The 19,615-nt window shown below is 75.3% G+C and carries 13 protein-coding genes; 6 read left to right on the forward strand and 7 right to left on the reverse strand.

The genetic code is table 11. The annotated features are described in order from the left end of the window. Positions 1-167: 167 nt before the first annotated feature. Positions 168-2,006: a serine/threonine-protein kinase gene (locus HCN08_RS31030; protein WP_167986640.1), complete on the reverse strand. Its 1,839-nt coding sequence runs from the start codon at positions 2,004-2,006 to the stop codon at positions 168-170. A gap of 121 nt (positions 2,007-2,127) precedes the next feature. Between HCN08_RS31030 and HCN08_RS31035 the strand changes: the two genes are divergently transcribed. From HCN08_RS31035 to HCN08_RS31045, 3 genes are all read left to right on the forward strand, one after another. Then, positions 2,128-2,367, forward strand: coding sequence for a hypothetical protein (locus HCN08_RS31035; RefSeq protein ID WP_167986641.1), 240 nt, complete (start codon positions 2,128-2,130; stop codon positions 2,365-2,367). Between the two features lie 260 nt (positions 2,368-2,627). Then, positions 2,628-4,283, forward strand: coding sequence for a chitinase (locus tag HCN08_RS31040; RefSeq protein WP_167986642.1), 1,656 nt, complete (start codon positions 2,628-2,630; stop codon positions 4,281-4,283). A gap of 300 nt (positions 4,284-4,583) precedes the next feature. Next, positions 4,584-6,029, forward strand: coding sequence for a C40 family peptidase (locus tag HCN08_RS31045; protein WP_167986643.1), 1,446 nt, complete (start codon positions 4,584-4,586; stop codon positions 6,027-6,029). Positions 6,030-6,045: 16 nt separating this feature from the next. Here HCN08_RS31045 and HCN08_RS31050 read toward each other — a convergent pair whose 3' ends face one another. The 3 genes from HCN08_RS31050 to HCN08_RS31060 form a co-directional block, all read right to left on the reverse strand. Then, on the reverse strand, positions 6,046-6,633 hold the full coding sequence (locus tag HCN08_RS31050) for a GTP-binding protein (RefSeq protein ID WP_206319462.1): 588 nt from the start codon (positions 6,631-6,633) through the stop codon (positions 6,046-6,048). 318 nt (positions 6,634-6,951) lie between these two features. Next, entirely contained in the window at positions 6,952-7,548 is a 597-nt protein-coding gene (locus HCN08_RS31055; protein WP_167986645.1) for a roadblock/LC7 domain-containing protein, read from the reverse strand. Then, positions 7,545-10,157: a sensor histidine kinase gene (locus HCN08_RS31060; protein WP_167986646.1), complete on the reverse strand. Its 2,613-nt coding sequence runs from the start codon at positions 10,155-10,157 to the stop codon at positions 7,545-7,547. Before HCN08_RS31060 ends, HCN08_RS31055 begins: the two co-directional genes overlap by 4 nt. A 324-nt stretch (positions 10,158-10,481) precedes the next feature. Between HCN08_RS31060 and HCN08_RS31065 the strand changes: the two genes are divergently transcribed. Next, positions 10,482-11,252 (forward strand): protein phosphatase 2C domain-containing protein, encoded by a 771-nt coding sequence (locus HCN08_RS31065; protein ID WP_167986647.1) that lies wholly within the window; start codon positions 10,482-10,484, stop codon positions 11,250-11,252. A 106-nt stretch (positions 11,253-11,358) separates the two neighbouring features. Here the strand turns inward: HCN08_RS31065 and HCN08_RS31070 are convergent, their stop codons facing one another. Then, positions 11,359-11,832, reverse strand: coding sequence for a MarR family winged helix-turn-helix transcriptional regulator (locus HCN08_RS31070; RefSeq protein WP_167986648.1), 474 nt, complete (start codon positions 11,830-11,832; stop codon positions 11,359-11,361). A 189-nt stretch (positions 11,833-12,021) separates the two neighbouring features. On the opposite strand from HCN08_RS31070, the gene HCN08_RS31075 reads away from it, so the two are divergent. Continuing rightward, positions 12,022-12,888, forward strand: coding sequence for a lysozyme (locus HCN08_RS31075; protein ID WP_240970608.1), 867 nt, complete (start codon positions 12,022-12,024; stop codon positions 12,886-12,888). Between the two features lie 93 nt (positions 12,889-12,981). Here HCN08_RS31075 and lon read toward each other — a convergent pair whose 3' ends face one another. After that, positions 12,982-15,414, reverse strand: a complete 2,433-nt coding sequence (lon, locus tag HCN08_RS31080) for an endopeptidase La (RefSeq protein ID WP_167986649.1) — start codon at positions 15,412-15,414, stop codon at positions 12,982-12,984. A 166-nt stretch (positions 15,415-15,580) separates the two neighbouring features. Here lon and HCN08_RS31085 point away from each other — a divergent pair, with 166 nt between their 5' ends. Continuing rightward, the gene (locus HCN08_RS31085; protein WP_206319456.1) at positions 15,581-17,407 is read left to right on the forward strand and encodes a hypothetical protein; all 1,827 of its coding nucleotides are present in this window, start codon (positions 15,581-15,583) and stop codon (positions 17,405-17,407) included. Here the strand turns inward: HCN08_RS31085 and HCN08_RS31090 are convergent. Further along, positions 17,300-19,432: a tetratricopeptide repeat protein gene (locus tag HCN08_RS31090; protein WP_167986650.1), complete on the reverse strand. Its 2,133-nt coding sequence runs from the start codon at positions 19,430-19,432 to the stop codon at positions 17,300-17,302. The two genes, HCN08_RS31085 and HCN08_RS31090, sit on opposite strands and share 108 nt — an antisense overlap. Between the last annotated feature and the right edge of the window lie 183 nt (positions 19,433-19,615).

The following is a 19,615-nucleotide window of genomic DNA, read 5'->3' on the forward strand; positions in this document are numbered from 1 at the left end:
GGCGCGCGGGGGGCGGGGGGGGGGGGGGGGGGGGGGGGGGGGGGGGGGGGGGGGGGGGGGGGGGGGGGGGGGGGGGGGGGGGGGGGGGGGGGGGGGGGGGGGGGGGGGGGGGGGGGGGGGCCGCGGGGGGGGGGGGGGGGGGGGCCGCCCCGCCGTGTCCGCGGGGGTCAGGAGCCCTTGGGGTAGGTCTTCTTCACCTTGCCGTGGGGATCGGCCTCCAGATAGCCGCCGCCGTAGTCGTCGGTGAGGTAGACGAGGAGGGAGGGGGTGTTGTCGAAGAGGTCGGGCTCGACGATGACGTAGCGGTAGGTGGGGTGGGGGACGTTGAGGGTTTGCTGGGCCTTGGACAGGAGTTGGGGGAGGACGTCCCAGTCGAAGGCGGTGAGGTTGACCAGGGCGTCGTCGGGGTCGAGGGTTTCGTCCGGTTCGTGGGTGACGGTGCCGGCGCGGTAGGTGAGGGCGTCGAGGTTCTTCGGGTCGGTCGGGGTGGGGGCCTCGGCTCGCGCGAAGTCGGTGTAGACGATGAGCTGCTTGACCTTCGTGCCGCTCATGTGGGGCTTCATCGCGGCGATGACGGCACGCACGCCGGCCGGGGTCAGGAGGGTGCCGGGGGGCGCGGTGGCCTTGTCCGCGGTGGCCGAGGGGGTGTCCGGTGGGGCGAGCGGGGCGGCGATGCCGGTGGACGGCCGGGTCGTCGAACCCGTCGAACCTGTCGAGCTGTTCGCGTGCGAGCCCTTGTCGGCGTCGTGCGGCACCAACTGCCATACGCCGAAGGTCACCAGGCCGATCGTGGTCGTGGACGACACCACCGCCAGCGCGATACGGCCGGCCCCGCGGCGCCGACCGGCCGGGCGGCGGCGGTCCGCTGGGGCTCCCGGCGTGCCGTACGAGGGCGGGCCGTACGCCGACGGGATGTGCGGCGGCGGCGTGTGCGGTCCCGGCGTCCGACCCGGCGGCGCATAACCCTGCCCCTGCCCCTGCGCCGCCTGACCGGACTGCCCCGCGCCGAAGTACGGCGGCGCCGGGTACGGGCTGCCGCCCGAGGCAGTGCCCTCCGGCGCCGGGAGGGGGTACGACGTACCCGAGGTCGGGGCCTCGCCGGCGTACGGCGGGGCGTCAAGAACGGCGCCCGAGGCGCTTTGCTCCGCCGCCGCCAGCAGCGCGTCGATACGGTCCGGGTCCGGCCGCGCCCCGGGGTCCTTGACCAGCAGCGCGGAGAGCAGCGGCCCCAGCGCCCCCGACCGCTCCGGCGCCGGCAGCGGCTCGTCCAGCACCGCCGCCAGCGTCGCCAACGCGGTGGAGCGGCGCAGCGGATGGCGGCCCTCGACCGCGACGTACAGCAGCATGCCCAGCGACCACAGGTCGGAGGCCGGGTCGCCCTCCTTGCCGCGGATCCGCTCGGGCGCGATGTATTCCGGCGAGCCGATCAGCGCGCCGGTGGCGGTGAGCGCGGTCGCGTCCCGTACCGCCGCGATGCCGAAGTCGGTCAGCACCGGCGTGCCCACCGCCGCCCCGCCGCCCCGGGCGGCACCGGTCGTACGCAGCAGGACGTTGCCGGGCTTGACGTCACGGTGCTGGATGCCCGCCGCGTGCGCGGCCCGCAGCGCGCTGAGCACCCCGCGGCCGATCCATGCCGCCTCCGGCACGGTGAGCGGGCCGCGCGCCAGCCGGTCGGCCAGGCTGCCGCCGCTGACCAGCTCCATCACCAGCCAGGGATAGGGGTGTTCGGGGGTGTCGACGATGTGGTGGATGGTCACCACGTTGGGGTGCTGGAGCCGGGCCAGCGCCCGCGCCTCGCGCAGCACCCGCTCGCGCATCAGCCGCGCGCCCTCCGGGTCGGCCGCCGCCTCGGCGAGGTCCGGCGGGCGGACCTCCTTGAGCGCGACCTCGCGGTCCAGCGCGGTGTCCCTGGCCCGCCACACCAGGCCCATACCACCGCCGCCGAGACGTTCCAGCAGCTCGAAACGGCCATCGACCACCCGGCCGCCGGGTCCCCCAGCACTCATGGCCGTCATCGTAGAGGAACGCCTCACGCTGCGTGGCCGCCTGCGCGAGCGCACGCCCGCCGGCGGGCGGCACGGCAGGTCGGCGGGCCGCGGGCAGCGCAGGGCGTGGGAGGGTACGGGCGTGAGGCATGAGGAAACGGAGTTCGTCGGGGGGCCGCTGGACGGCCGGCTCATCGAGGTGGTCGTCGGGATGACGGGCCAGCCGCCGAAGGAGTACGTCGTGCCGGTCGAGGGGACGCGGTACGTCTACCACCGGGTGGCCGGCGTCAAGGGGCAGAACCGGACGCCGTGGGTGTTCCGGTACGACCCGGAGGGCAAGCGGGCGCCGGGCCGCAAGTGGCCCTGGTCGCGGCGGGGGTGACGGTACGGGGGCGGTGACGGCACGGCGGGGGTGACCGTGCGGGAGGGCGGCGACCGTACGACGGAGGGCGCCGGCACCGCGGCGGGCGGCGGCACCGCACAGGATTTGGTCCGGACCATTGACACGATTGGTCTAAACCTGTTTGCTGCGCGTAAAGCTCACGCGCCCTCCCCCGGCGCCGCACCGCACCGCACCGCGCCCAAAAGCACCGCGCCCCCAAAAAAACGGCACCGCACCGCACCGCGAAGGAGCATCCCCCCATGCTCAGCACGCCCAGCAGGAGAAGACCCCTCGCCGCGGCCTCCGCCGCCCTCGCCGGCGCCCTGGCCGTCGGCGGCCTCGTCGCCCTCGCGCCCTCCGCCAGCGCCGGCGAGTTCCTGGTCAACGGCGGCTTCGAGGCCGGCAGCCTGAGCGGCTGGACCTGCGACGCCGGCGCCGCCGCCGTCACCGGCCAGGCGCACGGCGGCACGTACGCCCTCAAGGCCACGCCCTCCGGCTCCGCGACCGGCCAGTGCAAGCAGACCGTCAGCGTCGCGCCCAACACCACGTACACCCTGAGCGCCCAGGTCAACGGCTCCTACGTCTACATCGGCGTGGACGGCGGCGCGAGCACCTGGACCCCCGGCACCGGCGGCGGTTACGCACCGCTGAGCGTGCAGTTCACCACCGGCGCGAGCCAGACCAGCGCGAGCGTCTTCGTGCACGGCTGGTACGGCCAGCCCGCCTACCTCGCCGACGACATATCCCTCCAGGGCCCGGGCGGCGGCACCACGACCCCGCCGACCACGCCCCCGACCACCCCGCCCACGACGCCGCCGACCACTCCCCCGACGAAGCCGCCCACCACACCCCCCACCACCCCGCCGACGACCCCGCCCACCTCGCCGCCCACCGGCGGCGGCCTCCCGGCCCACGCGCTCGTCGGCTACCTGCACGAGACCTTCGCCAACGGCTCCGGCTACACCCGCCTCGCCGACGTCCCCGACAGCTGGGACGTCATCGACCTCTCCTTCGGCGAGACCAGCTCCCCCACCTCCGGCCAGATCCACTTCACCCGCTGCTCGGCCGCGGAGTGCCCGAACGTCGAGTCCGACGCCGACTTCAAGGCCGCGATCAAGGCCAAGCAGGCCAAGGGCAAGAAGGTCCTGCTGTCGATCGGCGGCGCCAACGGCGAGGTCCAGCTCACCACGACCGCCGCCCGCGACGCCTTCGTCTCCTCCGTCAGCTCCATCGTCGACACCTGGGGCCTGGACGGCATCGACATCGACTTCGAGGGCCACTCGCTGTCGCTCAACACCGGCGACACCGACTTCAAGAACCCGACGACCCCGGTGATCGTCAACCTCATCTCGGCGCTGAAGTCCCTCAAGGCCCGTTACGGCAGCGGCTTCGTGCTGACGATGGCGCCGGAGACCTTCTTCGTCCAGCTCGGCTACCAGTTCTACGGCTCGGGTCCGTTCGGCGGCCAGGACCCGCGGGCCGGCGCGTACCTGCCGGTGATCTACGCACTGCGCAACGACCTGACGCTGCTGCACGTCCAGGACTACAACTCCGGGCCGATCATGGGCCTGGACAACCAGTACCACACCATGGGCGGCGCGGACTTCCACATCGCGATGACGGACATGCTGCTCACCGGCTTCCCGGTGGCCGGCAACACCGCCAACATGTTCCCGGCGCTCGCGCCCTCCCAGGTGGCCATCGGCCTGCCCGCCTCCACCACCGCCGGCAACGGCTACACCGCCCCGGCCGCGGTCGACCAGGCGCTGGACTGCCTGACGAAGAAGACCAACTGCGGCGGCTACGCCACCCACGGCCAGTGGCCCGCGCTGCGCGGCCTGATGACCTGGTCGATCAACTGGGACCGGTTCAACAACCAGGAGTTCTCGAACAACTTCCACAGCTACTTCGGCTGATCCGGACGCCCCGGGACCACCCCGGGGCATCCCCCAGACGCGTACGGCTCGGTCCCGAGGGCGGTGACCGGGCCGTACGCCCATGTCCGGCACCGGACGGCACCAGCCCCCCACCACCGGACCGAAACTCATCGGTAACAACGGGATTGGGAGTGACGGGAGAGGGAAGAGCCGAAGAGCGGGAGGGAACGATCACCCGTCGCAATGACCCATGTGGGCGGAATTACCCGCTCCGGCCATCGAATATATGACAACCTGTGACACGCTCATGAGGACCCGTCATATGGAGGGACGAAGCGGATGGTGGCGCGGAGTATCAGGTCCTGGCGGCGAGCCGCGGTCGTGTGCGGGACGCTGCTCGCGGCGGCGGCGCTCTCGCTGCCCGCGGCGCAGTCCGCGGCGGCCCGCCCGTGGGAGCCGGGGCCCACGACACCGGCCACGGCGCCCCCCGCCACACCCGCCGCACCCGCTGCGACGCCCGCGCAAGTGCCGCCCTCCGCCCTCGACGAGGGCATCGACGGCTCCGCCCTCCCCACCGTGCCCGCGCCCGGCGCGACCGCCGACCCCGCCTCGCTCCCCCAGCTGCTGACCCAGCTCCAGACGCTCTACCAGCAGGCGGAGTCGGCGACCGAGGCGTACAACAAGGCCAAGGAGACCGCCGACCAGCAGCGGACGAAGGCCAGGTCGCTGGACGGGCAGCTCGCCGCGGCCCGCACCGCGGTCGCCGCCGGGCGGGACCAGATCGGGCTGATGGCCCGTCAGCTCTACCGCACCGGCGGCCTGTCGCCGTATCTGCAGATGCTCTCCGGCAAGACGCTCCAGGACTTCTTCGGGCAGCTGCACCTCGCCCAGCGCGCGGTCGGCAGCCAGCAGGCGGCGGTCGACAACCTCACCGCGCAGCAGGACCGGCTCACCACGCTCAACGCGCAGGCCCAGCGCGCCCTGGACGCCGCGCAGGTCGCGCAGGACCAGCAGGCCGCGCACAAGGCGCAGGTCGAGGCGAGCCTGAAGCAGGTCGAGGCGCTGCTCGCCGGGCTCAGCGGGGTGCAGATCAGCGAGCTCCAGGCGCTGGAGCAGCAGGGCGCGGACAAGGCGCAGCAGGAGTTCATGGACTCCAAGGCGCTCGGCAGGAACGCGGCGCTACGGGCCCCGTCCACGGCCGGCGACAAGGCCATCGGCTACGCCTACCAGCAGCTGGGCAAGCCCTACGAGTGGGGCGCCGAGGGCCCGGCGACCTTCGACTGCTCGGGCCTGACCTCGCAGGCGTGGGCGCACGCCGGGGTGCCGATCCCGCGCACCGCCGAGGAGCAGTGGGCCAAGCTGCCGCATGTGCCGCTGTCGCTGCTGCGGCCCGGCGACCTGGTGATCTACTTCCCCGGCGCGACGCATGTGGCGATCTACATCGGCAACGGGCTGGTGATCCAGGCCCCGCACACCGGCTCGTTCGTGAAGATCTCGCCGATCGCCGCGAACCCGGTGCTCGGCGCGGTCCGCCCCGACCTCGGCGCGCAGCCGCTGCCGCACTACAAGCCGCGTCCGGTGCCGAAGAACGCAACCGCGCCCAAGCCCGCGCAGAAGCCGGGCAAGCCCGCGGGCACGGGCAAGCCGGCGCCCCCGAAGCAGGGCGGCACCGCCCCGGTGACGCCCGCCCCGGTGACGCCCCCTGCCACGCCGTCCCCGTCGCCCTCGCCGTCTCCCTCGCCGTCGCCGACGTTCACGACCGAGCCGCCCGCGGAAGGCGAGTAGCAGGGGTCAGGGGTCGTCAGAGGGGCTGCTCGGCCAGCGCGTGCGCGACGAGGGCGAGCAGCGCCTCGACCACGCTGCCCCGCTTGCGGGCGTCGATGATCTGGACCGGGATGTGCGACGGCACGGCCAGCGCCTCGCGCACGTCGTCCGCCGTGTAGGCGACCGTGCCCTCGAACTGGTTGACGGCGACCGTGTACGGCAGCCCGGTGCCGTCGAAGTAGTCCAGCGCCGGGAAGCAGTCGGCGAGCCTGCGGGTGTCGGCCAGCACGATCGCGCCTATCGCGCCGCGCACCAGGTCGTCCCACATGAACCAGAAGCGCTGCTGGCCGGGCGTGCCGAAGACGTACAGGACGAGGTCCTTCTCCAGCGTGATGCGGCCGAAGTCCATGGCGACGGTGGTGGTGACCTTGTCGGGCGTGGCGGCGAGGTCGTCCAGGCCCTCGCTCGCCTTGGTCATCACCGCCTCCGTCGTCAGCGGGGTGATCTCGGAGACGGAGCCGACGAAGGTGGTCTTGCCCACGCCGAAGCCACCGGCCACCACGATCTTCGTGGAGACCGGTGCGCCGGGCGCGTCGTCGCGCCCGTCCGGCCAGCCGTCGTGCAGGCCGTCGGGCCGGTCAGAGCCTGCGTAGTCCACTGAGCACCCTTTCGAGCAGCGCGCGGTCGGGGCCGCCGGACCCGTGCCCGGTACCGTACACGCGTATTCTTCCCTGGTCGGTGCCTTCGCCGTGCATCGGTCCCCTCACTTGGCCGGATCGCGTGCCCGCGCCGGTCGAGGCGTACGGGCGCACCCGGCCTGACCTGCGGTCGGACCCGGGGCCGTACGGACCGCGCGGTTCGCGCCGCGGCAGCAGCGGCAGCGCGGTGACCGGCGGCAGGGCGGAGGGCACGGGCCGCAGCGCCTCCCAGGAGGTCGCGGCCATCAGACGGCGCCTCCGCCGTCCGACGACTCCGGGGGCTGCGACGCCTGCGTCATGTCCGGCACGTCTGCCACGTCCGCCATGTCTGCCATGTCCGCCAGCTCCGACGACTGCCGCAGCTCGCTGCGCAGCGCCGGGGTCAGGACGTGGCCGGCCCGGCCGACGAACAGCGCCATCTGGTACGCCACCACGCTCATGTCGCAGTCGGCGGAGGCGTGCACGCCCAGCAGCGAGCCGTCGCTGATCGACATGACGACCAGGACGCCGTCGGCCATCGCGACGGTGGTCTGCCGTACCCGCCCGCCGTCCATGAGCCGGGCCGCGCCCACGGTGAGCGAGGCGAGCCCGGAGACCACCGCGGCCAGGTCCATCCGGCTGCCGGCGAGCCCGGGGTGGGCGGGCGGCGGCTCGTCGGCGGGGTGCGCGTAGCGGCTGTCGGGCTCCGAGCCGAGCAGCAGCAGGCCGTCGGAGGAGACGACGGCGACCGAGCGGATGCCGTGCACCTCCTCGACGAGGTTCTGCAGCAACCAGCGGAAGCTGCGGGCCTCGTGGCTGAGGGCCTCGGCCCCGGTCCGGGTGTGCGTGTCGACCGCGGTCATCGGGTCGCCTCCTCGACGGTTCCTGCCGGATTCTCGTTCTCGCGGGGGCTGCCGGCCCCCTGCGGCGCCTGCGGCTCCGCCGTGTCGCGGGCCCTGGCCCGCTCGCCGGCGCCGTGGCCGGCCTCCGCGGCGCGCGTGCCCTCGTGCTCCCGTACGGCGTCGGCGCGGCCCGCGGCGAGGCCGCGCTGGAGGCCGTCGAGCCGGCGCCGCAGCTCCGCCGGGTCGACGGGCGCCGGGGGCGCGGCCGGCGCGGGCCGCACCACCGCGGAGCCGGGCCGCGGCACCCGCTGGGGCAGGCCGCGACCGGGCGCGGGGGCCGGGGCGGTAGCGGACGCGGGCCCGGGCCCGGGCGCGGCGGGTATCGGGCTGACCGCCGCCGGGGGCACGGGCGTCGGCACGGCCCTGGGCGCGGGCGTGAACGGCCCGCCCTGCGCGGGGATCCCGGGGTGCGGGACGGCGGCGGGCGCGGGGTGCGGGGCCGACGCGGGCGCCGGGTGCGGGACGGGCGCCGGCGCAGAGTGCGGGGCCGGCGCGGGTTGCGGGGGCGGCGGGTTGTCGGTGGGCGGATACGGGGCCTGGCCCTGCTGCCCGTACGGGCCCGGCGCCTGCGCGTACGCCCCCGGCGGCTGGCGGTGCGGGTCGCCCGCCGCGCCCGCGTACGGCGTCTCCAGCGGGGTGACGGGCGGCTCGTCCGGGGCGACGGGCGGCACGATCAGGCCCGGCAGCAGCACCACCGCCTGCGTACCCCCCGAGGGCAGCGGGTGCAGCGCGACCTTGACGCCGTGCCGCCGGGCGAGCCGGGAGACCACGTACAGCCCCATGCCGGAGATCGCGCCGGGCGGCGCCGGATCGGGGTCGGCCAGCAGCGCGTTGAGCTCGCCGAGGCGCTCGGGCGGCACGCCGATGCCGGTGTCCTCGATCGCGAGGGCGACCTCGCCGGTGTCCAGCAGCTGCCCGCTGAGCAGGACTTCGGCCTCGGGCGCGGAGAAGCCGGTGGCGTTGTCGAGGAGTTCGGCGATCAGGTGGGCCACGTCGTCCGCGGCCCGCCCGGCGACCCGGGCGCCGGGCAGCACCTGGATACGGACCCGTTCGTACCGCTCGATCTCGGAGATCGCGCCGCGTACGACGTCGACGAGCGGTACGGGCGAGGCGGTCGCGCCGTGGCTGTGCTCGGTGCCGCCGAGGACGAGCAGCGTCTCGCTCGTGCGGCGCATCCGGGTGGCGAGGTGGTCGAGGGTGAAGAGCGTGCCGAGCCGGTCGGGGTCCTGCTCCTGCTCCTCCATGCCCTCGATGAGGCTCAGTTGCCGCTCGACCAGGCCCAACGTCCGCAAGGAGAGGCTGACATGGCTCATGTGCGCGGCGTTGCGGGCCGCCGCGCTGGTCAACTCGCGGTCGAGGTCGGCGACATGGGCGACGAGGTCGTCGTGGGCGCGGCGCAGCGCGTCCTTCTCGGCGACGGCGGCGGCGAGCGCGCCCCGGGTGCTCTGGGTCGTACCGCGTTGCGCCGTCAGCTCGTTGCCGAGGTCGGCGGTACGGGCGCGCAGCGCGTGCGCCTCGTGGGTGAGGGCGTTGGCGCGGCGGGCGACGGCGGCGAATTCGTCCTGGCCGACGATCTGCGCGCCCTGCCCGCTCTCGGCGGGCGAGCGGGCCCAGCGGTGGAGCGCGGCGAGCGGCCGGGTGACGCTGCGGGTGAGGGCGACCAGGACGCCGGCGAGCAGCAGCAGGCAGCCGGCGGCGAGCGCGAGCCGCAGCTCCAGCACGGTCACGGTGTGGTCCTGGTGGTGGCCCGCGGCGGCGACCCGGTCGGCGGCGGCGGAGCCCTCGACGCTGCGGAGCAGGTCGATCCGGGCGGTGAGCGCGGTGCGGACGGCGGCGGCGCCGAGGTCGCGGTCGGAGCGGGTGAGCTCGGCGGCGTCCAGCAGCGCGTCGGTGTCCCGGTCGGCGGTGGTGGCGGCGGCTCCGGTGACGGTGGTGTCGTAGCGGTCGCGCAGGGCCGGGCCCGCGGCGGCCCGGAAGTCGGCGAGCGCGGCGCGCTCCTGGAGCCGGGCGGCCTGGGCGGCGGCCACCAGCTCGGGCTGCCCGCCGCCCGCGGTGAGCGCGCCGGCGAGCAGCCCGCGCTGCCGGGTGGCGGCGTCGGTGGCGCGGGTCAGAGCGGTCGCGGCGGGGTCGTCGGCGGCGGTGCGGCCGAGCGCGTCGAGCAGCGGCTGGTAGGCCGTCACGGCGGCCTGGACGCCCGCCCCGCCGGCCTGCGCGGCGAGCGCGCTCCGGCGTACGCCGGGCAGGGCGCCGAGGGCGGCCCGCAGCTCCTTGCCGGGCCCGGCGGCGAGCACGTCGGCGAGGCCGCGGTCGGTGCGGGTGCGGTCCTGCGCGGGCAGCGCGGGCGCGGATGTGCCGGCCGCGACGAGGGCGGCGACGTCGTCGCGCTCGTCGGCCAGCGCGTGGGCCAGGGCGGTGGTGCGCTGGGCCAACCGGGCGTCGTGCGCGCGGTGCTGCGCCGCCGTCAGGTCGCCGACGCCGAGCGCGACGCCGGGCGCGGAAGCGGCCAGCACCGTGCCCACGCACACCAGCAGGGCGGCGAGCATCCGCTGCCTGACCCGCCGCTCACGCACTTGACGTCGTTTACGCACTTCGGGCTCGCAATCACGTATCGCCGGCGGGATCCCCAGGGGATATGCAGGGGTTGGACACGACCCTTGCAGTCCCGCCGGGAGGGCGGCCACGCCTCCCTCCCTCGGACACTCGAACGAGTGAATCGCACGGGCGACACACCGGACAAGCCGCCTACGGACGCCGGCCGGCCGGGCCGACGGTCCGTCATACGGGTGCCTCTGGCGCGACCGCCGCGGCTTTGGCAAGATGCCCGCCCGCACGCGTACGGGGCGCACGCCGGGCGGGGGCCGGGGCGCGGGGCGGCGCCCGGCACACTGGTGCGTATGCGTATCGAGACGGCGACCGCGCCGGGGACGCCGGGGGCGCCCAACGAGGACTTCGTGGCGGCGGCGATGCCCGCCGGCGGCCATGGCGGGGCGCTGGTGCTGCTGGACGGGGTCACTCCGCCGCCGGACAACGGGAACTGCGTGCACTCGGTGGCGTGGTTCACCGCGCGGCTGGGCGGGAAGCTGCTCGAACTGTCCGTCTCGCGGCCGGATCTCACCCTCGCGGAGTGCCTGTCGGCCGCGATCGGTGTGACGGCTGATGCCCACCGGAGCACATGTGACCTTTCTCACCCTCTGACCCCACAGGCCACGGTGGTCACGGTGCGCTGGGACGGGCGGGAGCTGGAGCACCTGGTGCTGTCGGACTCCGCGCTGCTGCTGGAGGACCCGGACGGGCAGGTCACGGCGGTGCTGGACGACCGGATCGACCGGCTGCGGGCCGCGGGCCGGCGGGTGGCCCCGCTGCGGAACCTGCCGGGCGGCTTCTTCACGGCGGCGGCCGACCCGTCGGTCTCGGCCAAGGCGGTGACCGGCCGCACCCCCCTCACGGCGCTGCGCGCGGTCGCCGCGCTCAGCGACGGGGCCGCGCGCGGGGTGGAGGTCTTCGGCGTGGACGACTGGACGGCGACGATGTCGCTGCTGCGCAAGGTGGGCCCCGAGGCGCTGCTGACCCGGGTGCGCGCGGCCGAGGACGCCGACCCGGACGGCACCGCGGTGCCGCGGGGCAAGCCGTACGACGACGCGACGGCGGTGCTGCTGGAGCTCTAGCCGCGCCGGGCGAGGCCGGGCCGGGCACCTCACGGGGCCGGCCGGGACCTGCCGGGGCCGGGCTCCCTCGGGTGGGGGCCCCGCTCCCCCGGATGGGGGTCCGGCGTCAGAGGACTTCGGCGGTCGACTCGTTGAGGGCGTGCAGCAGCCGGGCCAGCGTCGCGAGGTCCGCGCGGTCCCAGGCGGCGAGCTGGCGCAGGTAGGCGGCGCGGCGGGCCCGGCGGACGTCGTTGAAGCGGTCCCGGCCCTCCGGGGTCAGCCGCATCAGGAAGGCCCGGCCGTCGGCCGGATCGGGCTCGCGGGCGACGAGTCCGAGGTCCTCAAGTGCCCGTAGCTGGCGGCTCATCGTCGCCTTGCCGACCCCGAAGTAGGCCGCGAGCTCGGTGGCCCGTTCCGGCTCCGCCTCCTGGAGCCGGACCAGCAGCCCGTAGGCGGCCGGCTCCAGCTCCGGGTGGACGGCCCTGGCCAGCTCGCCGGAGGCCGCGCGGGCCCGCCGGAAGAGCACGGTGAGCTCGCGTTCCAGGGCGTCGGTCGAGCAGTCCGCTCCCGTCGCATCTGCCGCATTGCGCGCGTCGGTCACTGCATTCCCGCTTTCAACGCCTGAAAGTTGTCTTCACACACGGTGGTTTCCGCAGCACGTCAAGTATTTCGCAGGAGTAGACCAACGGCGGTCACAGGATCCCCTTCCACGCGCGTAGCGGCCCCACGTACCGTCCCACTGTCATGGCCGAATCAAGGTCATGCCCGAGTCCCCCACCTGGAGGCACGCATGTCCCACGGAGATCTCTCCGTCGTGCACGGCAACGGCTCGGTCCGGACCAGGCTCGCCCTGCTGGCCGGATTCCTCGTCACGATGCTCGCGGCGGCGCTCGCCGCCCCCGGTCCGGCCCGTGCGGCGGATTCCGGCCATATGACCCATCCCGAGCTGGACTGGCTGGGATCGCAGATCAAGATCCACGAGGGTGCCGACTCCGCCGGCGACTCCAAGATCGTCGTCTCCCCGAACGTCACCCAGACGCCGGGCATGGACGTCTCCAGTTACCAGGGCAATGTCAACTGGTCGGGCGCCTGGTCCAACGGCGCGAAGTTCGCTTACGTCAAGGCCACCGAGGGCACGTCGTACACCAATCCCAACTTCACGCAGCAGTACAACGGTTCCTACAACGTGGGCATGATCCGCGGCTCCTACCACTTCGCGCTGCCGGACGTCTCCACCGGCGCGGCGCAGGCCGACTACTTCGTGAAGCACGGCGGCGGCTGGTCGGCGGACGGCAAGACGCTGCCGGGCGCGCTGGACATGGAGTACAACCCGTACGGCGCCACCTGCTACGGCAAGAGCGCGAGCGCGATGGTGAGCTGGATCCAGTCGTTCTCGAACGAATACCACGCGAAGACCGGCCGTTACCCGACGATCTACACCTCCACCAACTGGTGGAGCACCTGCACGGGCAACAGCGGTGCCTTCGCCGCCAACAACGCGCTCTGGATCGCCCGCTACTCCTCCTCCGTCGGCACCCTGCCGGCCGGCTGGGGCTACCAGACCTTCTGGCAGTGGGCCGACTCGGGCACCTTCCCCGGTGACCAGGACCGCTTCAACGGCGCCCTGGACCGGGTCAAGGCCTACGCCAAGGGCTGATTCCCCGGCGCATGAAACAGGGCGGCCCCTTTCCCTCGTACGGGGGAAGGGGCCGCCCTGCTGCGTGCGGGCGCACCGGCTTGCCACGGGCCGTCAGGCGGCCAGCGGGACCTCCGGCTCCTGCGGGGCCGCCGCGCTGCCGGCCGGCTCCAGGGCCAGCGCCAGCACCTGGCGGACGTCGGCGACCGGGTGGACGTCCAGGGCGTCCAGGATCTCGGCCGGCACGTCGTCCAGGTCCGGCTCGTTCCGCTTGGGGATCACCACGGTGGTGATCCCGGCGCGGTGCGCGGCCAGCAGCTTCTGCTTGACCCCGCCGATCGGCAGCACCCGCCCGGTCAGCGACACCTCACCGGTCATCGCCACGTCGGTGCGCACCCTGCGCCCGGACAGCAGCGACGCCAGCGCGGTCGTCATCGTGACGCCGGCGCTCGGCCCGTCCTTGGGGACCGCGCCCGCGGGCACGTGGATGTGCACGCCGCGGTCCTTCAGGTCGCCGACCGGCAGCTCCAGCTCGGCGCCGTGCGAGCGCAGGAAGGACAGCGCGATCTGCGCGGACTCCTTCATCACGTCACCCAGCTGGCCGGTGAGCTGCAGCCCCGAGCCGCCGGTCTCCGGGTCGGCCAGCGACGCCTCGATGTAGAGCACGTCACCGCCCGCGCCGGTCACCGCCAGGCCCGTCGCGACACCCGGCACCGCGGTGCGCCGCTCCTGCGGGTCCTGCGCGGACTCCGGCACATGGTGCGGCCGGCCGATGAGCGCGCGCAGGTCGTCCGGGCCGACGGTGAAGGGCAGCTCCTGGTCGCCCAGCTCGTGCCGCGCGGCGATCTTCCGCAGGATGCGGGCGACCGTGCGCTCCAGGTTCCGCACGCCCGCCTCGCGGGTGTACTCGCCGGCGAGCCTGCGGAACGCCTCCTCCTCCAGGCGCACCTCGTCCGCGTCCAGCCCCGCGCGCTCCAGCTGCCGGGGCAGCAGGTGGTCACGGGCGATGACGACCTTCTCGTCCTCGGTGTACCCGTCCAGCCGCACCAGCTCCATACGGTCCAGCAGCGGCTCGGGGATGGCCTCCAGGACGTTGGCGGTGGCCAGGAAGACCACGTCGGACAGATCCAGCTCCACCTCCAGGTAGTGGTCCCGGAAGGTGTGGTTCTGCGCCGGGTCCAGCACCTCCAGCAGCGCGGCGGCCGGGTCGCCCCGGTAGTCGGAGCCGACCTTGTCGACCTCGTCCAGCAGCACGACCGGGTTCATCGAGCCGGCTTCCTTGATCGCCCGCACGATACGGCCGGGCAGCGCGCCGACGTACGTACGCCGGTGGCCGCGGATCTCCGCCTCGTCCCGCACGCCGCCGAGCGCGACCCGGACGAACTCGCGGCCCATCGCGCGGGCCACGGACTCGCCGAGCGAGGTCTTGCCGACGCCGGGCGGGCCGACCAGCGCCAGCACCGCGCCGCCGCGGCGGCCCCCGACCACGCCGAGGCCGCGGTCGGCCCGGCGCTTGCGCACCGCCAGATACTCGGTGATGCGCTCCTTCACGTCGTCCAGGCCCGCGTGGTCGGCGTCCAGCACCGCGCGGGCGCCCGCGACGTCGTAGACGTCCTCGGTGCGGACCTTCCACGGCAGCTCCAGGACGGTGTCCAGCCAGGTGCGGATCCAGCTGCCCTCGGGGGAGGCGTCCGAGGAGCGCTCCAGCTTCTCGACCTCCTTCAGGGCGGCCTCCCGGACGTTGTCCGGCAGGTCGGCGGACTCCACGCGGGCACGGTAGTCGTCCGCCTCGTCCTCCGGATCGCCGTTGAGCTCGGCCAGCTCCTTGCGGACGGCCTCCAGCTGCTGGCGCAGCAGGAACTCGCGCTGCTGCTTCTCCATGCCCTCCTGGACGTCCTTGCGGATCGTCTCGGCCACGTCCTGCTCGGCCAGGTGGTCGCGCAGCCACTGCGTGGCGAGCTTGAGGCGGGCGACCGGGTCGGTGGTCTCCAGCAGCTCCACGCGCTGCTCGGTGGTCAGGAAGGGGCTGTAGCCGGAGTTGTCGGCGAGCTGGCCCACGTCGTCGATCTGCTGGACGCGGTCCACGACCTGCCAGGCGCCGCGCTTGCGCAGCCAGCTGGTGGCCAGCGCCTTGTACTCCTTCATCAGCTCGGCCACCGCGCCGGGCGACTCGGCGGGCGCGGGCTCCTCTATCACGGTGCCCTCGACCCACAGGGCGGCACCGGGCCCGGTCGTCCCGGCGCCGATCCGCACCCGGGTACGGCCGCGGATCACCGCGCCGGGATCGCCGTCGGACAACCGCCCGACCTGCTCCACCGTCCCCAGCGTGCCGACGGCGGCGTACTTCCCGTCGATCCGCGGCACGAGCAGCACCCGCGGCTTGCCGGGCGCCCCCGCCGGATGCGCGGACTGCGCCGCCTCCACGGCGGCCCGCACCTCGGAGTCGGTGAGGTCGAGCGGCACGACCATGCCGGGCAGCACGACCTCGCCGTCCAGCGGGAGGACCGGCAGAGTCAGGGGGTTGGGAGGGAGGGACTCAAACGCCATGATCGCTCCTTGGGCAAACAAGTTGAGTACACCCCACTCAATGCGCGGCGCTCCGCGGGTGTTCCCGGGGCGGCGTTCGCCCTGAGCGATCACCGCCCGGCGGGGGCCCGGGGGCGGCCGGATAGGTTGGACCGTCCCGATCCGCGCCGCCGACGAGAGGAGTCCGGTGGAACAGCCCAGCCGATGGCTGCGCGTGCCGGTGGGCGCGCAGGCCCGCCGGTGGGCGGCGCGGGGCGCCTGCCGGCGCGTGCTGCTGGTCGTCCACAACGTCACCTCGGCGACCCGGCTCCTCGACGTCGTCCCGCTCTTCCGGGACGACCTGCGGGTGCAGCTGCTGGTGACGTGGCCGGGGACGTCGCCCTTCGACGGCGGGGTGGCGGAGCTCTTCGCGGCGGTGGGGCTGCCGGTGGTGCCGTGGGAGCAGGCGCTCGGGCTTGAGGTGGACCTGGCGCTGTCGGCGAGCTTCGGGGGGCAACTGGACGGTATTCGCGGTAAGTTGGCCGTATTGTCACACGGTGTCGGATATAATAAGAAGCTGGCGGAGCCGGGAGCCGGGAGCCGGGAGCCGGGAGCCGGGAGCCGGGAGCCGGGAGCCGGGAGCCGGGAGCCGGGAGCCGGGAGCCGGGAGCCGGTCTTCGGGCTGTCGCGCGAGTGGCTGCTCGACGCGAAGGGCGAGCCGTTCGTGGACGCGCTCGTGCTGTCGCACCCCGAGCAGGCGGACCGGCTGCGGGCGGCGTGCCCCGAGGCGGCGGATGCCGCGGTCCTCGGCGGTGACCCCTGCTTCGACCGGCTGCTGGCCGCCCGCCCGTACCGGGAGCGCTTCCGCCGGGCCCTCGGCGTACGGCCCGGGCAGCGGCTGGTGCTGCTGAACTCGACGTGGAATCCGGCCTCCCTCTTCGGCGACGGCGGCGCGGAAGACGTGCTGCCGCTGCTGCTGCCGAAGCTCGCCGCCGAGCTGCCCGCGGACGAATACCGGGTCGCGGCCGTGCTGCACCCCAACATCTGGGCCGGCCACGGCCCCGGCCAGGTCCGGCTGTGGCTGGACCGGGCCGTGCGGTCCGGCCTGGTGCTGGTCGATCCGCTGGAGGGCTGGCGGCAGGCGCTGCTGGCCGCGGAGGTCGTCCTGGGCGACTTCGGCTCCGTCACCTACTACGCCGCCGCCCTCGGCACACCGGTCCTGCTCGGGGCCGCGGGCACCGGAGCGCTCGCCCCGGACTCGCCCGTCGCCGCCTTCGTACGGTCCGCCCCGCGGCTCGACCCGTACGCGCCCCTGCTCCCGCAGCTGGAGCGCCCCGCCGCACCGCCGGCCGGGCCCGCCGGGCTGACGACGTCCGACCCCGGGCGGGCCGCGGAGCTGCTGCGGGCGCTGTTCTACGAGCTGATCGGCCTCCCGGAGCCCGCTGGCGCCGCGCTGCTCGATCCGCTGCCGCTGCCCCCGTACGAGCCGGCCGTACGCACCGCGCCGCTGCGGGTGGTCACCGGGCGGGCGCGCGACGGGAGCGTGCTGCTGCGCCGGTACGGGGCGGTCGCGCCGGACCGGGGCGGGCCGGGGGCCGGGCACCTGGCCGTGGACGAGGACACCCTCGACCCCGGGGCGCTGGCGACCGCCGACGTGATCGTGCGGCACGGCTCACCCGCCGACCCGCGGCTCGGGCCGCCGGAGCGGTGGGCCGCCGAGGTGCTGGCCCGGCACCCCGGGTGCGGCCTGGCGGCCTACGTCACCGGCCCCGCGACCTGCGTCGTACGGCTGCGCGGCCGGGCGGCGGCGGTGGAGCTGGCCTGCCCGGGGCTCGACCCGGCCGCCGCGGCCTCGGCGTACTTCGCCCTGGGCGGCGGGGTGCGGAGCTTCGTCGTCAGGACGGGTACGGCCGCGCACACCGTCCGCTCACGGCCGCTCGGCGTCGATGCGGCGGCGCAGGAAGTCCAGCTCCTCCAGCGCCTCCGCCGCGTGTTCCGCGCGCAGCGTGCGGTCGGCCTCGGCGATGAGGGCTAGCGCGTCGTCGTGGCGCCGCTGGTCGATGCGGACGTCGGCCATGTCGGTACGGGCCCGGGCCGCGTTGTACGCCTCGCCGATGCCCTCGAAGAAGGCCAGCGCCTCGGCGAGCAGCGGCCACGCCTCGTCGGGCCGCAGCAGCCCGCGCAGCGCGCGCCCGCGGTGCCGCTTGAGCAGGGCCAGGCCCCGGGGGACGTCGGCGTGGCCGGCCTCGCCGGGGGCGATGGCGGCCAGCAGCTGCTCGGCGGCCTCGAAGCACTCCAGGGCCTCCTGCCAGCGCCACTGGTTGAGCCGCAGCAGGCCGAGGACCTCGCTCGCCGTCGCCTGGCCGCGCAGGTGGCCGGCCCGCTCGTCCGCGGCGCGGGCGGCGGTGAGTTCGGCGTCGGCGGCGGCGTTGTCGGCGAGCTTCATCAGCGCCATCGCGAGCTGGGTGTGCATCCGGCCGGCCATGGCGGAGTCCGGGGCGTGCCGGTCGGCCGCCGTACGCCCGGCGCGCAGCGCGGGCAGCAGCTGCTCGTGCCGGCCGGCCTTCAACTGCACGGCGTAGAGCGATTCGACGAGCTGGCAGGCGGTGTCGTCGGCGCCGAACTCCTCGGCCGCGAGCGCCGCCTCCACCAGGTTGCCGACCTCGCCCAGCAGCGCGGCGACCGCGTCGCCGGGCGTGGCGTAGGGGCCGCGGCCCAGCTCGGCGTAGCGCGGTCCGAGGTGCCAGCGCTTGTCGAGGGCGGCGAAGTCGGCGGGCACGGCGAAGCGCAGCAGGGCGTCGGCGCAGCGCAGGACCGCGGTGTGGCAGGCCGCCTGGCCGTCCTCGCGCAGCGCGGCCTCGGCGGCGTAGTCGCGGACGGCGGGGCGGAAGCGGTAGCGCTCCCCGGTCCCGTCCCCGGCGGCCTCCAGCAGCCGCCGCTCGGCGAGCAGGTGCAGCGCCTGCCCCGCCTCGTCCTCGGCGAGTCCCGACGCGGCGGCGGCCAGCCGGGCGCCCACGGACTCCCAGGGCCGCAGCGCGGTGAGCCGGAAGACCCGGGCGGCCTGCGGCGGCAGCCCGACGTACTGCCGCTCCACCACGGCCCGTACGGGGTCGCCGCCGCCCGCGGCCGGGCCGGCGGGCGCGAGCAGGTCGGCGGCGGCGAGCCGCAGCGCGAAGGGCGAGCCGGCGCACTGCCGCAGCGTCGCCGGGACGCGGGCGCGCGCGGCGGACACCGCCTCCTTGCCGGCCACGTTGACCAGCAGGTGCCTGGCGTCCCGGTCGCCCAGCGGCCCGACGGGCACCGGCGCGGCGTCGAGGCCGGTGAGCGGGCGGCGCGCGACGACCACCGTGAAGACCCCGGCGGCTGCGGTGAGCAGCGGCAGCACCTGCGCGGCGGACCGCGCGTGGTCCAGCACGACCAGCAGCTCGCGCTCGGCGGTCAGCGCGCGGTAGCGGGCCGCGCGCTCCTCCAGCGTGGCGGGCAGGTGCTGGTCGGCGACGCCCAGGGCGGTGAGGAACCGGCCGAGGACGGCGCTCGCGGTCATCGCGGTGCCGGCCGAGCCGGTGCCGCCGAGGTCGGCGTGGAGCATGCCGTCGCGGTAGCGGCCGGCCTCCCTGGCGCCCCAGAAGTAGACGAGCTGGCTGGTGCCGATGGCCTCGGGCCCGTGGACCAGGGCGACCCGGGGCCGGCCGTCCGCCGTACGGGTGGCCTCGCGCTTGAGCAGCCGCAGCGGTCCCTTGCGGTCGGTGAAGTGCCGGGTGGGCGCCGGGAGCAGCCGGGGCGGCAGGCGGTCGGCGGTGAGCAGCCGGCCCTGCGCCTCGGCCATGAGCGCGCCGAGGGCGCGGGACTGCCCGGGGTCGGCGAGCGCCGCCTCGACCAGCAGCCTGGCCGCGGCCTCCCGCTCGGCCGCGTCGTCCGGGGCCGGCACCGGGCGCCCGGTGGCCCGCGCGACCATGACGCCCACGGCGTCGCACAGCCGCCGCCCGGACTCGCTGGCGACACTGCTGGTCACCGAGCCCAGGAACGTCGTCACGGCCGCCACCGACAGCGGATCGATCACACCACACCCCCCGTGCCAGAGCGCCGACCGCCCGGGACTCACGGCAGTCACACCGGAGCCCACAGTAACCCGCCGCGACACCCCCTGCCTGCCGAACCGGCGCGGAAGAACGCGTAGTTGGGCTCCTCGGCCGCCTCCTCCGCACCACCTGCGGGAATTGCGGTCGCCGTCCCACGCCCCTCC

Source organism: Actinacidiphila epipremni (genome assembly GCF_012034175.1).
Taxonomy (GTDB): Bacteria; Actinomycetota; Actinomycetes; order Streptomycetales; family Streptomycetaceae; genus Actinacidiphila; species Actinacidiphila epipremni.

What these genes read in the sequence shown, in the direction of transcription:
- HCN08_RS31030 (WP_167986640.1), bottom strand. Translation starts at nt 2,006, where the DNA reads ATGAGTGCTGGGGGACCCGGCGGCCGGGTGGTCGATGGCCGTTTCGAG.
- HCN08_RS31040 (WP_167986642.1), top strand. Translation starts at nt 2,628, where the DNA reads ATGCTCAGCACGCCCAGCAGGAGAAGACCCCTCGCCGCGGCCTCCGCC.
- HCN08_RS31045 (WP_167986643.1), top strand. Translation starts at nt 4,584, where the DNA reads ATGGTGGCGCGGAGTATCAGGTCCTGGCGGCGAGCCGCGGTCGTGTGC.
- HCN08_RS31055 (WP_167986645.1), bottom strand. Translation starts at nt 7,548, where the DNA reads ATGACCGCGGTCGACACGCACACCCGGACCGGGGCCGAGGCCCTCAGC.
- HCN08_RS31065 (WP_167986647.1), top strand. Translation starts at nt 10,482, where the DNA reads ATGCGTATCGAGACGGCGACCGCGCCGGGGACGCCGGGGGCGCCCAAC.
- HCN08_RS31075 (WP_240970608.1), top strand. Translation starts at nt 12,022, where the DNA reads ATGTCCCACGGAGATCTCTCCGTCGTGCACGGCAACGGCTCGGTCCGG.
- lon (WP_167986649.1), bottom strand. Translation starts at nt 15,414, where the DNA reads ATGGCGTTTGAGTCCCTCCCTCCCAACCCCCTGACTCTGCCGGTCCTC.